The organism is Pseudomonas sp. LJDD11 (genome assembly GCF_024584215.1).
Taxonomy (GTDB): Bacteria; Pseudomonadota; Gammaproteobacteria; order Pseudomonadales; family Pseudomonadaceae; genus Aquipseudomonas.
Map to the genome: position 1 here is coordinate 289733 of NZ_JANJFL010000004.1, position 12785 is coordinate 302517.

Consider the following 12785-nt stretch of genomic DNA (forward strand, 5'->3'; position numbering starts at 1 on the left):
CTGGGGTTTACGTGGCGGCCTCATAGGGCCTGAGGTTTTGCGGCGACCTTGAGCTGCTCGACCCGCAGCAGGTCCAGCACCTGGTTGAAGCCGTAGGCGAAGCTGGCGGGCTTGTTGGCCAGTGAGGCCTCCATGCGCCGTATCAGATCCGCTACGCCCCAGGTGGCCAGCAACTGGGCCGGGCACGATTCGATGAACTCGATGGCAGCCTGGCGACCGCGCATCACATGGAAACGGTCGAGTTGGCCGGCTGGTGGTGCATAAACAGGCGGGGTTGATGCATAAACAGGGGCCGGTGTTGCATAAACCGGCTGTTTTGTTGCGGGTGTTGCGGGTTTTGTTGCGATAGGACGGCAAGCCCCGGCGCACGGCACCGAGGTCATCACCATGCGAGCATTGGCCAAGGCCTGCTGGGCGATAGGGTTCATAAAGGATTCTCCGGGCCGATTCGGCCGGTGAGGGGAGCCGCTACGCGGCCAGGCGACGGTAGAGGTTGATCAGGTCAGCGGCATTGGCAGCCACAAGTGCTTCGGCTTCATCGGGACAGACGCTGTTGCCGATCAGCCGCACGCTGTCGGTCTTGTTCACCGGCCGCCATTCTTCGGCGCCGGTCTCCGGGTCAACGAACAGGCCGCGGTCAATGATGTAATCCTCATCAAAGCCTTGGGCGCGCTTGAGCTCTGGCGGCTGGAGCATGCGCAGGGTGATGTCGACCAGCGCGTAACCGTTGACGAGCACGATTTCGGCGGGCTCTTTGAAGTGCTCTGGCAGATGCTCGTGCATGAAAGCGGCGCAGCGGCGGGCGCCGGCCATCTGTTCAGGAGTCAGCGTATCCGGCACCTGAACTGTTTCGACTACCGCGATTCGATCCTTGGTCGGGAGGGTGTGCATGGGCTCCGCCAGTGATATGCCGTCCCGCTCGCTGCCGTAGTACTTCACCAGGTAGGCCGACACCAAGCGCTGGTTCGAACCTGACTGGCAGATGGTCGAAAGAGGTGCATCGGCTGGTCGCCCATCACCGTCATAAAAGCCGCCGTTGGCCTGCTCGAAGAAGGCGGCCGACACGGCGTGATGGCCGGAGCTTGCGGTGAGCGTGCTCAGAGGCTGATCGACTCCGGAGCCAATCGACCCCTTGCGCAGCGTGACCATATTTGCCGCGACCAGCCCATGGCGTGTAGCCCCGGCCATCACGGTTTGCAGTGGATCTCCCAGGCTGCCGCCGATGGCATTCTGGCCGAACGCAGTCAGGTGGCCGGCCACAAGCGCGAAGTGCCCGCCTTTGACTTGGGCGACCTGGGTGCGCAGCGGCTCTTCGACGCTGAAATTACGCTGGATAGAAGCATTGGCGCACTCGGTCAAGAATGGCGCGGCCGCCGGCTGTACGAGTGCGTGATGGGTGCCGTTGGCGCTGATCGTCGATAGGGATTCATCGACGCCATGGGTACTGGTATGCGAAGCCGAGGTGCCGCGCATCGGCACGATGAAGGGCTTCGCGCTGGTCAGTACGTGGCGCCAGAGGCCTTTGGCTACCCGGCGCAGGGTGTTTGCAGCCATGGGCTTGTCACGGAAAATCGTCTTGCCGACGTTGCTCCAGTCGATGCACTCTGCGGCAGTGCGCCAAGGCTTCTGGCCGGCAGCAGGGCTCTTGTGGCGAGTGGGTGCCGGCCAGACGATTGGCTTTCCGTCGTTGCGAGCTACCAGATACAAACGCTTGCGGATGGTTGGAGCGCCGGCATTTGCCGCGATCCGCTCCCGCCACTCGACCTTGTATCCCAGGCCGCGCACCAGTGCTGCAACTGGCACGAACCCACCGATAGAAGCCAGAATCTCAGGCATATCAGGGTGATCGGCCAGCAGACCGGTACTGAGTGCCGAGATGAATGCCCGGAAAGTCCGGCCTTCTTCAGCCTTGATCGGCTGCCCGTCATCGTCAACCGGCCCCCACTTGCAGAACTCTTCGACGTTTTCCAGGAACATCATCCGGGGCTTTGTTGCATATGCCCAGCGCACGACGATCCAGGCCAGGCCGCGCACTTTCCGATCTCGCGGCGCGCCGCCTTTGGCCTTGCTGTGATGCCGGCAATCTGGCGATGCCCACAGAACGCCGACCGGCTGACCCTTGGTTGCCAGGATCGGATCAACCTCGAACACGTCAGCCACGTAGTGATCCGTCCCCGGGTGATTGGCGCGGTGCACTGCCAGAGCAATTGGGTTGTGGTTTACGGCCACGTCCGGCTCGCGGTAGGCGCGGGCAATGCCGGTACTGGCACCGCCGCCACCTGCGAACAGGTCGACGACGAGCTCTTGCTCGAAGGGGAGGCCCAGTGAGGGCGCTGACTGAAATGCGGACATAGGTGCTCCATCAGCCGGGCATAGCCGGGCCGGCGTGTGGTTGTAGGTGTAATTAAGGAATGGGAAAGCTGCAGCCGACCCAAGTACAATCCGCGGAAAACTATTGGAGCTTGTAATGAAAAGGGATTGGGTGATTTGGGGTGGGTGTGTGGCGCTTTTCGGAGCCGGCGTCATCTGGGGGAAAATCAGCGGAGGTCCAGATTTTTTTAAGGTCGCCAATATCCATGATTTGTTCGAAATCCTTGGAGCGACCGCGACAGTAATCGCAGCTTCGGTGGCTGTTTCAGCGCTTAGCGGCTGGAAAGGCCAGTTTGCTCACGCAGAAAAATACAGAGCAATCCGAGATTTTCATGGCGCGTGCCAAGGAAGTTGGAACGGCTACTGGTACGTATCCTATGGCTATAATTTGATAGAATATGCTTGGGCGAACAGAGAAACTGATTACTGGTTTCACAACGAAATCGAGAGTTATCGGAAGGCTTGGGGCGAGAATAGGAGCTCACTAGAAAGGGCTTTCTCGGTTATCGCGCACCACCTTGCCCCTAATGAACTTGAGCTTCTTTCTAAGAAGTATTGGGAGTTCATGAATCAAGTTAGCTATGGAGAGTCAGAGGTAATGTCTTATACAATCCATTGCGCCATGTTGATAGAAGAGCCTAAAGGCGAATATGCAGACTACTATGTAAAGGGAAGTGAACGCCTAAAGTTGATCGACAACGCAAGGTCACAGTTATGTGACATGGCAAACGTTTTATTCGGTAAATACGCCCAGCCAGAATAGCTACAGCCGATTTTCAGTGGGCTGAAACTGCTCAATCGCCGCAGAAGCACTCAATGCCTTCGTCGACCTCGGCAAACAGGTCGTACTGCAACTCGGCGTAGTCGATCATCTGCTGGTAGCTGGGGCGGTCTTTGCGGAAGCGGGCGCCGTCGCCCGCGAACATGCCGGTGGATTCGGTGCCAGCCTCCATCGCTGCCCACCACTCGCCTTTGGCGCGGTCGGTGGCGATGATCGAATAGACCTGGTTCATCGGCTTGAGGAAGCAGAGATCGCAGTTACCTTCAAGTGTTCGGCCATTGACCGTGGGCAGCTCCAGATTAAACGGCTGAGCCAGCCAAAACGCACCCACGTCATGTACTGATACGCCGGCATCAGCCAGCGGCATCAACATCTGCTCTTTCCGTGTCTCGGTGCTGGTGCCACGAGCGCGTATCTTGCTGACCCGGCGCTGCTCATCGGCCCGCAGGCCGACCATCTGATCCCATTCGCCATCTTCGTTTGTCCAGCCGATGTGCTTGAGATAGCGATGCATGGTTCTGATTTTCAGTTCTACCGTGCAGAATCGAGTGACAGGGTTGGGCAGATACTTGCGCTTGCGGATTACTGCCTCAAACGGCTCGCCATTCCGGCTGCAGGTGTCGAAGTCGACAACCGCGAATCCTAGCTCGGCATCGCGGTACTCAACCCAGTCGATCGGAACATCCCAGTTTTCCGCGCATGCGCGGACGAATTCCAGCGTGGCTGGGTGCTCTTTGCCGGTGTTGGCGAATAGCACCAGCAGGTCGCTACGATCCTCGTTGGCATCCAGCACCTGGCGGAGCATGTACGCGCTGGTGCGCCCGCCCGAAAAGCTCAGGACGGTTTTCCCGCGCAGGCGGTAGGGATTCATAAATACTCCAAGCAGCCTTCGGCATTGCCGGGCTGGCGTGACAATTGGGTATGGCTCAAGCATGCTCTGCGCCTTAATCAAGGAGAGGGCTGGTCATGCTTAGCGAGAAGGAATTTGTAGATCGGGCGTTTGCCATTGCGGCGCGTATGGCCGATGAGCCAGAGTGGGCATACCACATTAAATCAGTAGATGCGACCTACATTCGTTGTAAAAGTAAAAAGAATCTATGCGCAGTTAAGCTGGGTAGAATGTATCCTGAAATTCTAAAATGTGAACCGACCAAGAAGTATGCCAACCCAATCATTAAGGCTGCAACGAATAATCAATGGTGCGTTAACGTCCCTATGCGGGAGATAGTTCGGCGGATTCTATTGGCCTGAATTTTTAATTTTTAACGTGGTGTACTTTATCTGGTCTTGTAGGCGTCGATCTGCCGGGGGTTACAAGGTTTATATTGTTTGAATTGGAGGCTACTTTGGAGTGTTGGGATCAGCTTGAGCGATTTAGGGACATGCTGGAAGCTTGCGACGGCCGGGTTAGGGCCGCAGGGCTTAACTCACTGAATCACATGAACAAGGCGCGCTTGCTAGCAGAAATAGACCCGCAGATGGCATGCTTTCGTGCCATCTGTGCAGAGGAGGAAGCCGCCACCAGCCTTCTGATCTCGATGAAAGATCAAGGATATCCGCTAAGCGATCAGTACCATATCTGGTCGCATGAGAATAAAGCGGGAGTCATAGTTTTTATCAGGGCTATTATAAATTGGTCAAAAAGCATCTATCTGGAAGATGAAGCTGGCTTAGGAGAACCACTGTTGCGCTCGACCGATGATCCTGGTCGGCCAGCAATTGAGATTGTCCTACCTGTTAAAGGTGCCGAGATAGTACTCAGGCCGCGCCCTCCGCTAGATATCAGGTCGCAGGGTGGAACCTCTCTTAAAGATGTGATAGGTAGCTATTTGAGGTCGGAGGTCAATAAAGGATTGGCTGCTGAGATTAAGGCAGCTATCAAAGTTCGAGCGAATGAACGAAATAGGTTGCTTTATGCTACGGATGAAGCCCTGCCTGGGTGCTTCTCAAATGTTGAGTATTATCTAAAGAACCAAGGAGGAATAGTTAATGCATTGTTGACAGCGGTCGGGCTAGTTGATCCATGGAGGAAGCCCGACTATCCCTTCTCTGGATTAGTTGAGGCAGCCTTGGAGGAGTACGTAGAGGTAATGAAGTCCGGGCGGCGATAGAGCTTAGTTATGCTATGACCGATGCTGTGAATGAAAGGTGCCCGAAGGCACCTTGTCGGTTGGTTATGGAGTCAACTGGCTTGCTGCAACTCCGGCTCACCCGCCAGCCCGTTCTCTACCCACACCGCCGTGAACTCTGGCGGCAGGGTGACGGGCTTCTCTTTGAGCGACCCGCAGACAATCGCGGTTTCGATCTCGCCGGACTTGGCCAGCACCTGCAGCATGCCCAGGTGCTTGGCACGAACCGCTGGCAACAGCACATCCGCCCGGTCCAGCACCACCAGCTTCAAGCCGGACAGCAAGGCGATGGTCAGCGCGATGTGCGCGTCACAGCGCCACTTCTCCGACTCCGAAAGTAGCGGGTACAGACGCCCGCCAGCGGTGATCGCCATGTCGGCCGCGATTTCCATCTGGGCCCAGCCTGACAGCTTACACAGACGCTTGAGCTGATCGTTCACAGGTGCCAGCGCGCCGGCCAGGATCTCGCCGGGGATGCCGTCAGGGGCTAAGGCCTTCTCGATCAGCGTCCAGTCCTTGACGTCCTGGTGGTGGCCAGCAGCCTTGGCCGTGAAACTCCCGGCATTGTTCAGCTCGCCCTGACGATCTTTCATGGCGTTGATCTTGGCGCGGCGCTGGTCGTTCGACAGGCGCAGTTCCTGAACCTTCTGAACTGCTGAGTCGTACTTGGCCTGGTCAAACTGATCGGACTGCTGCTCGCCCAGTTTCGCCAGTTCAGCCTGGGCGTGCTCAGCGGCGGCCACCGCTGCGATATCGTTGCTGAGCGTGCGGCGGTACAGATCTACAGCCTCGCGGGCTTTCTGCACCTCAGCGGCCAAGTTCTGGGTGGCGGCGGTATCGCTCACGATCCCGTCGTACTTCTCCAGCTTGCTGCCAACGATCTTGAGCGAGACGCCGCATTCCGGGCAGTTGCAGCCACCGGCGCCGGCCTGGGCTTCGCGCAGTTTGACCTGCAGGTCTTCCAGCTTCGGCTGCCAGGCGTCCAGATCCTTCTGAGTGGCGTCACGCTTGCTGATCGCCCGGGGCAGCAGCGCGGCAGCGGCTTCGAGTTCGGCTTTGCGCTGTGCGAATCCGCTGACCTGCTTGCGCTTCTCGTCCTGTCCACCGATCCATGCAACACCCTCGGTGATCTTGGTTTCGATCAGGGTATGTTCGGCAATCACAGCATCAATTGCCGCTGGCGACACGTCCAGTTCGCTTTCAGCCACCTGATAGACCCAGCCTTCGGCCTTCTCGCTGCCGTACGCCTCGCCGCTGATGGCCTTCCAAGCACCGCGCGACTCGCTGGTGTAGGTCTTGGCCTGTTCCTGGGCAGCGGCAAAACCGCTCAACAACAGCGGCTTGATCTTCTCCACCTTGGCAGCGTCGGCTCCGCGGGCCAGCAGCTTCTCAACGATGATCTGCGGCTTTGCCGACGCCTTGGTCAGCGACATCAGCAGGCTGCGTTTGGCCTTGTCGTCGAGCCGCGCGAAGGCCTCAGGCGCCAGCACGAAGGGCAGGTACTCCTGGCCATCGATTGGTGCACGTTCAGCCTGGCCCTTCGGCAGAGTGATCGAGCTGGCCGCACCATCGTGGCCAATGATGATCTGGCCTTTCTTCTGGCCCTCGGTGACGAGCTGGGCCCAGTCCTTCTTGTGCTGGACCCGGGCGCCTTCGCCGAACGCGAGGGCGATGGCATCACGCAGACTCGACTTGCCGACGCCGTTGAGACCGCAGACCAGGGTAATGGGCGTACCCAACTGCAGGTTGGCGTGGCGCAGGCCTTGGAAGTTCTCGATGTAGATGGAATCGATGCGCATGGCTTACTCCATGGTCAGGTCGGCCAGACCGGCCTTGACTGTGTAGGTGTTGTCGATAGAGGCGTCGGCCTCGGTTTCCAGCTCGATCACATCGTCATCGCTGAGACGCAGCAGCAGGGTGGTGGCCTGGTCGGCGTCAATGCCGATGCGGCGTTGCAGCCAGGCATTTGTGACGCTGGTGCCGTGCAGCACCACGATTTGCTGGGCTTCGCTGTACGAAAGGTCGCCGAACTCTTTGCCGGTGCTGGCCGCGTGCTGGGCGTGCAGCGCTTCATGTTCGGCCTGGGCGTGCTGGAGTTGATCAGGTGCCTGCTCCAGATCGGCCTGCTCCAGGCGATTGAGAGAGGCCTGCGTGCTGGCAGCGTCCAGCACCTCGCGGGCACCGTTGGAGTTCGGCGCTGTGACCAGGCCGGCCAGTTCCATGGCTTCAAGGATCCGCGCGGCCCGGTTGTAGCCGATCTTGAGCTTGCGCTGGATGGCGCTGATTGAGGGGCGGCGGGTTTCGGCAACGAATGTCACCGCTTCGCTGTACAGCGGGTCTTCGCCGTCGCTGAGGGTGTCATCGAAGCCGGACAGGTCATCGTCACCTGAAGAGCTCTCGCGCTCCCGAGCAAGCCCCATGCCCGATACCAGATCCGCAGCGCTCAGTGGCAGCTCGTGCTGGTCACGCTCAGCCCGGATTCCATCGGTGCCCTCTGCGTAGTCATTCGGTGCTACCACCAGCAGACAGAGCTTGCCGGCCACGTCGATCAGGCCGTGTCGGTTCGGGTCTTGTGCGTCCACGGCGCCGGTGATGGTGATCACCTTGGGCTTGAATTTCGCGTCGTTGACGGTCACCGGGATGGATTCAACGCTACGGGTACTGATGATCCCGATTGCGGTATGGACCACCTCTTCGGCCTTCTTGGTGATGCGGTCGATCACTTCCTGTTGTTCGTCCTCACCCAGACGCCCAAAAGGGACCTTGATGTTACGCAGCTCGAACAGCGCCGCGTCGGCCAGGTCATGGACCATCAACTGGTGGGCGAACATCATCGGGTGGACGCCGTGCAGGCGTGCGCGCTCAACAGCTTGTTTGTGCTCAGCTTTCATTGGGGGCTTCCTCAGATTTTTGCGATGCGCTCGAGCTTTTGCTGCTGAGCATTGGAAAGATGGGTGCGAGGTCCGTAGCGCTTGAATGAGACGCGCATGTCGTCCACGAATTGGATTTCCCATTCGCCGCTGGCGTAAAGCTCAGCGGCTGAAAGGATGGCTGCAAACTCTTCGACTCGGTCGTAGAGCTCTTCCACTGTCTGGGCAGCCATGGGCGGTTACTCGAAATTGAGGCTGCTGGTGTCGGGCTCTGGCTCGTCCTGCTGCTGGTCAACCTGTTGGTCGGCTTGGACGTTTTCGGCCTTTTCCTTTACAGAATCTGCCGTTTTCTGCGCATTTTTTGTCGCTGCGTTACCAGTTTTGGCCGATTCCTTACCGTTTCCGCTGGTTTGGGTTACCACTTCGGCGTCGAGGATCTCGCCGGTTTGGGTGTCTACCACCTCAGCTTTGGTCGGTTTGAGGTCGCCCAGATCAACCGCGTAACTGCCATTGGCACCCTGCTGGGCGTCGAATACATCGCCGGCTTCGTCAGCGGTCTGCAGGCCCATGGACAGTTCCGGCGCAAAGGCCCGCGTCCACCAAGAACCGGCGCGATACATCAGCATCTGCTGAGGCATCGTCTTCCACTTGCTGCCGTTCTTGCCGTACCAGCCTTCGGCCTTTGCGATGGCAATGGTGATGTCCGCACCCACCAGCTTTTCGTTGGTGCTTTTCTCGACTGCCCAGGCCCGACAGCCCCATGTGTCTTGGCCCTGCTCACCGAAGAACTCGAAGCGGAGCGCAGAAAAGCGGCCGCTGGTGTTCACCGTGGCGATCAGGAACTGGCTGGACCAAGTTGGGCGCCCGTGGACAATTACGAGGTTCTGCATGACCTGCAGCGGGTCAGCGCCGATGCGCTGCGCCATGTTCAGGGCGATCACACAGTTGGAGATGTTGCCCTGGTACTCCTTGGGCACCAGGGTCGAGGTGGCCAGCAGCTTGGCGCAGCGCTGAGCCAGCTCAAAGCCCTGCAGGTTGGTCATGGATACGGCGAAGTTCTGTTTTTGCTGGGCAACGGCGGAAGTTTGCATTTCCGCCAAGGTGGTAGTGCTCATGGTTGGTTCCTTTGAGGTTTTCGGCGGTTTAGGTTTTGTTCTTGGCGGGTGGCCCATCGGCAGTTGCCTGGCTGGTAGTGGCCATTACCGTCGATGCGATCGAGTGTCCTGCCGGCAGGGCGCTCACCCATGTCCGCCAGGAAGGCTTCGAATTTCAACCACTCCCGACAGATCTGAATTCCACGCCCGCCGTAGTCCTTGAACTGTTTGTGGGTGGCATCGCTGCAACGGGCGATCATCGCTCGCCAGCTCCGGTACGTCGGGGTGCCGTACTTTCCGTGCGTTGTTTTCTCTGCGGCCATTCGTTCAGCCCGAGCACAACCGCAGGAAGTGGTATCGCCTTTGCGCAGTGATGTACCGCGAACCGCCTTTTCCTCGCCGCAGTCGCAGCGACAGATATAGGCGGTGGCCAGCCCGATGGGCTCGGTCTGCTCTACGACCAGCAGGCGCCCGAAGCGCTTGCCTTCGAGCGCGATCCGCTTCACGGCTTCTTGCGCTGCTGCGCCAGGTAGTCTGCTTCGGTGACCACGGAGACCAAGCGGCGGTCTTCGATGGGTTTGGCGGGATTTTCGTGGATCTTGCACTGAGCGGCGTAGAAGCGATCGCGGTTCCAGACGCGGTGATGGTTGATCACATCCGCGTGCTTGCCGGTCGGATCAACGAGTTTGATGTACATATCGGAAGCGGCCATGGGGCTCTCCTTATCAGAGGGTCAGACGTGGTAGGGGCAGGTGGACCAGCGCGGGCAGTACCGTTCGCTGCATGTGAATGACTGGGGGTTTGGCGGGAACAGGCCGTTGCGCAGCATTTCGGCGCCGATCTGGATCAACCCGGGAAACTCTTCGGTGCCGACCATCATTGCTTTGGCACCGCGGATCTCGCCGACTCCAGCCTCCGGCGTGCCACGGGTTTTCAGCCCGATGATGTGGGCCTCGGCCGTGATCGGCTCGCCTGTGGTGTGCTCGTAAAGGATTTCGTAGGTGCCGATCTGGGCGGCGTGCTGCGCGGTCTTGGCCACGCCTTTGGATACAGCGGCGCCGCCGGTCTTCACGTCAGCGATACCGATGCCGTCACCGCTCTTGCAGATCCTGGCCCGGTCGAGCTGGCCAGTGAGCCGCACGATCACCCCGTTGCCGCAGTCAATCTCAAGCGGCTTGGTAGTCAGCTCAATCGCCACGTAGTCATAGCGCGGGCTGATGTTGTTGCAGTACATCGTGTGCAGTTTGAGGCCGGTGGCCTCGGCCTGCGCAAGGGTGATATCGGAACCGCGCCAATCGACATCCCAGTCAGGATTACGCAGGGTGTGCACGAACAGCTCGGCAGTGTCGAAGGCGCTCAGGTCGCTGCCGTTGATGCGCGAGGCGTCGAACGCAGCGGTGCTGGCGTGGATTGCGGTACCGAGCTGCGAGCGCGGGCTACCGGGGGAGCGGTGCCCGAGGATGTGCACGTATTCCCATTGGTAGGCGCAGTTGAAGAGCGAGCCCCAGGACGAGGCGCGGATCGTGGTTACGCTCATGATCCACCCCGAGCTGCCAGCATTGCGTCAGCCATGGCGTAGGAGGTGCGCGCAACCTTTTCAGCGACTGTTTCCTCGCCGCGTGGATCGATGTAATCCGGGTTGATAAAGCCGCTGTCGGCGCTGGTGGCCGTGACCTGGGCTGCAGCGAACTTTGCCGCAAAGTAGTCGCGCAGGCTCATTCCCTGCGGCGCGTCGGCAAGGTGGCCAGGACGCGGGTTGGTGTGAGTGGGGAAGGCTGGGCCGCCATGGTCTTTGCTCATGATGCCTTCCTCGCTGCCTGGAACGCTCGACCCATTGCCGTATTTCCGGTCAGCTCCTCAATGCAGATGCTGGAGGCCTTCTCGCAATCTTCCTGTTCGAACCAACCGAAATGGCAGTTCCCAACAGGTATGCACATCTTCCCGGCCAGCCATTGGTAGGCCAGGGTGCGGCTCAGGCCTTTGCGCTCCTTGACCTTGTGGAACATGGCCTTGCTGGCGTTTCGGTCCTTGCGCAGCTGCGCTGTGGCCAGAGTTCCCAGCGGGATATCGGTGGAAGGGTGCAGGCCGACGTACGACTTGCAGTCCTCGCAGCGGTAGGCGAAAGGCCATTCGCCGTACTCGCGGCCGTAGATCTTGCTGTTGTTGATCAGCTCGACCTGACCAGCGCAGTAGCGGCATTCGGTCGGTACTGGCAGCGGGTTCTTCACTCGCGCCAAGGCCCGGCGGCTGACATGAGGCAGCGGCGCAGGCGCAACAAGGCGCTCGGGGCTTTTGGCCCGAGGATCGATAGACATGGGGAAATTCCTACTGAGTGATCAAGCTGCCGATGGCTGGCCCGAACAGGGTGATGGTGAGGAAGAGGAAGCCTGTGGCGGCGGAGACGATGCGGATTCGGCGGCGGCGACGGGCTTGGCAACGAGTCATGAGCAAGCCCGCTGATTGACGATGCTCATGAAATCCTCATCATCAAGAGCGCCCCACTTGTCGAAGAAGGCCAGCACGTCTGACTCATACTGTTTGCGGCGGAGTCGAGTTTCCTCGTCCAGTCGGTCCAGTTCAGCCCAATGAGGGTCATTTGGGCAGCAAGACCGATGGCACGGCACGTACGCATCTGCTGTTTCATGATATCGATACTGGCCGACAGTGATCTTCTTGCCGCAGGAGGAGCAGCGCATCTTTCCGACCTGACACTGTGGCGCATGCGCGTAGTTGTAATGGCGCTTCATGCCCGCACCTCATACCCGACTGTCCATTCGCCGCAGATGCAGGCGCGGCAGCTCCAGGCTTCGGGGTTCTCGATGCTCGCCAATGCAGCCTGATACTTGGCTGCCTCGAAGGTGTTGCCTTTGAACAGCACCAGAATGCGGTCGCCGGGCAGTTCGTGGCTGGCAGCGACCTCGGCTACCTGCTCATCAATGAGCGACTTAACGAGCGGCGTGGTCATGGCGCCTCCTGCAACTGGGCAAGTGAACGACGCTGGCGATCCTGCTGGGCAGCACGCAGCAGCTTGCGCCGCCGGAAAACCGCATCCGAACCGCGTTGCTGATATTCACGCTGCTGGGCCTCATCAATGAATCCGTGCGCGTAATTGGCCTCGACGAAGCCGGTCAGAACCTCATCGCTTGGCAGCGCTGATTGCTCAATGCGCGCCAGCTCGCCCTCGATCATGGTGATGGCGCGTTGCTCTTGCAGATTCATGCCGCCCACCGTTGCCGCTTGGCGCGGCTGTCAATCTCGAACCACAGGGCGGTTTCGATCTGCGCCGTGTACTGCGCCTGAATCTCCCCCGCAGCGGGCGGGAAGCGCACTTTGCGACCGGCGTCGTCGTACTCGATGACCGACACGACGCGAAAGTCGATTTCGCGCTCACCCTGGGCGTCCCAGTCGCTGTTCCAAGTTCCAGGGCAGGGCGGGATGTTGACGCAGTGCAGCACCTCAACGCCGAGGGCAAAACCGTCGACGACAATATCGTGAATCATGGGTGACCTCCTGGAACCGCATTGGTCGGCCGTCCGGCCGG

The 12785-nt window shown here is 59.5% G+C and carries 18 protein-coding genes and 1 pseudogene; 3 read left to right on the plus strand and 16 right to left on the minus strand.

From position 1 onward, the window contains the following. Positions 1-20: 20 nt before the first annotated feature. Positions 21-428 carry a hypothetical protein gene (locus NRB16_RS07820; protein ID WP_257105882.1) on the minus strand — a complete coding sequence of 136 codons (408 nt, stop codon included), beginning with the start codon at positions 426-428 and terminating at the stop codon, positions 21-23. 40 nt (positions 429-468) lie between these two features. After that, on the minus strand, positions 469-2352 hold the full coding sequence (locus NRB16_RS07825; RefSeq protein WP_257105883.1) for a DNA cytosine methyltransferase: 1884 nt from the start codon (positions 2350-2352) through the stop codon (positions 469-471). Between the two features lie 115 nt (positions 2353-2467). Here NRB16_RS07825 and NRB16_RS07830 point away from each other — a divergent pair, with 115 nt between their 5' ends. Beyond that, positions 2468-3133, plus strand: coding sequence for a hypothetical protein (locus NRB16_RS07830; protein ID WP_257105884.1), 666 nt, complete (start codon positions 2468-2470; stop codon positions 3131-3133). A gap of 31 nt (positions 3134-3164) precedes the next feature. On the opposite strand, the gene NRB16_RS07835 is transcribed toward NRB16_RS07830, so the two are convergent. Further along, on the minus strand, positions 3165-4022 hold the full coding sequence (locus NRB16_RS07835; RefSeq protein WP_257105885.1) for a phosphoadenosine phosphosulfate reductase family protein: 858 nt from the start codon (positions 4020-4022) through the stop codon (positions 3165-3167). Positions 4023-4117: 95 nt separating this feature from the next. Here NRB16_RS07835 and NRB16_RS07840 point away from each other — a divergent pair, with 95 nt between their 5' ends. Next, a complete protein-coding gene (locus tag NRB16_RS07840) occupies positions 4118-4402 on the plus strand; it encodes a hypothetical protein (RefSeq protein ID WP_257105886.1) in 285 nt (94 codons plus the stop codon). A 188-nt stretch (positions 4403-4590) separates the two neighbouring features. Continuing rightward, positions 4591-5262, plus strand: a complete 672-nt coding sequence (locus NRB16_RS07845) for a hypothetical protein (protein WP_257105887.1) — start codon at positions 4591-4593, stop codon at positions 5260-5262. Between the two features lie 71 nt (positions 5263-5333). Here NRB16_RS07845 and NRB16_RS07850 read toward each other — a convergent pair whose 3' ends face one another. From NRB16_RS07850 to NRB16_RS07910, 13 genes and pseudogenes are all read right to left on the minus strand, one after another. Next, the gene (locus tag NRB16_RS07850; protein WP_257105888.1) at positions 5334-7079 is read right to left on the minus strand and encodes an AAA family ATPase; all 1746 of its coding nucleotides are present in this window, start codon (positions 7077-7079) and stop codon (positions 5334-5336) included. 357 nt (positions 7080-7436) lie between these two features. Next, a pseudogene (locus NRB16_RS07855) lies at positions 7437-7622 on the minus strand (DNA translocase FtsK); the annotation flags it as partial. Between the two features lie 560 nt (positions 7623-8182). Continuing rightward, positions 8183-8383 (minus strand): hypothetical protein, encoded by a 201-nt coding sequence (locus tag NRB16_RS07860; RefSeq protein WP_257105889.1) that lies wholly within the window; start codon positions 8381-8383, stop codon positions 8183-8185. Positions 8384-8389: 6 nt separating this feature from the next. Further along, positions 8390-9322, minus strand: a complete 933-nt coding sequence (locus NRB16_RS07865; RefSeq protein WP_257105890.1) for a recombinase RecT — start codon at positions 9320-9322, stop codon at positions 8390-8392. Continuing rightward, positions 9262-9750 carry a hypothetical protein gene (locus tag NRB16_RS07870; protein ID WP_257105891.1) on the minus strand — a complete coding sequence of 163 codons (489 nt, stop codon included), beginning with the start codon at positions 9748-9750 and terminating at the stop codon, positions 9262-9264. The genes NRB16_RS07865 and NRB16_RS07870 overlap by 61 nt, the downstream gene beginning before the upstream one ends. After that, entirely contained in the window at positions 9747-9956 is a 210-nt protein-coding gene (locus NRB16_RS07875) for a hypothetical protein (protein ID WP_257105892.1), read from the minus strand. Before NRB16_RS07875 ends, NRB16_RS07870 begins: the two co-directional genes overlap by 4 nt. A 21-nt stretch (positions 9957-9977) precedes the next feature. Further along, on the minus strand, positions 9978-10781 hold the full coding sequence (locus NRB16_RS07880) for a PD-(D/E)XK nuclease family protein (protein WP_257105893.1): 804 nt from the start codon (positions 10779-10781) through the stop codon (positions 9978-9980). After that, positions 10778-11044 carry a hypothetical protein gene (locus NRB16_RS07885; RefSeq protein WP_257105894.1) on the minus strand — a complete coding sequence of 89 codons (267 nt, stop codon included), beginning with the start codon at positions 11042-11044 and terminating at the stop codon, positions 10778-10780. Before NRB16_RS07885 ends, NRB16_RS07880 begins: the two co-directional genes overlap by 4 nt. Then, positions 11041-11559 carry a DUF3268 family zinc-finger domain-containing protein gene (locus NRB16_RS07890; RefSeq protein ID WP_257105895.1) on the minus strand — a complete coding sequence of 173 codons (519 nt, stop codon included), beginning with the start codon at positions 11557-11559 and terminating at the stop codon, positions 11041-11043. The genes NRB16_RS07885 and NRB16_RS07890 overlap by 4 nt, the downstream gene beginning before the upstream one ends. Positions 11560-11685: 126 nt before the next feature. After that, positions 11686-11991, minus strand: a complete 306-nt coding sequence (locus NRB16_RS07895) for a hypothetical protein (RefSeq protein ID WP_257105896.1) — start codon at positions 11989-11991, stop codon at positions 11686-11688. Beyond that, the gene (locus NRB16_RS07900; RefSeq protein WP_257105897.1) at positions 11988-12209 is read right to left on the minus strand and encodes a hypothetical protein; all 222 of its coding nucleotides are present in this window, start codon (positions 12207-12209) and stop codon (positions 11988-11990) included. Before NRB16_RS07900 ends, NRB16_RS07895 begins: the two co-directional genes overlap by 4 nt. Beyond that, the gene (locus NRB16_RS07905) at positions 12206-12463 is read right to left on the minus strand and encodes a hypothetical protein (RefSeq protein ID WP_257105898.1); all 258 of its coding nucleotides are present in this window, start codon (positions 12461-12463) and stop codon (positions 12206-12208) included. Before NRB16_RS07905 ends, NRB16_RS07900 begins: the two co-directional genes overlap by 4 nt. Beyond that, entirely contained in the window at positions 12460-12744 is a 285-nt protein-coding gene (locus NRB16_RS07910; protein ID WP_257105899.1) for a hypothetical protein, read from the minus strand. The genes NRB16_RS07905 and NRB16_RS07910 overlap by 4 nt, the downstream gene beginning before the upstream one ends. Between the last annotated feature and the right edge of the window lie 41 nt (positions 12745-12785).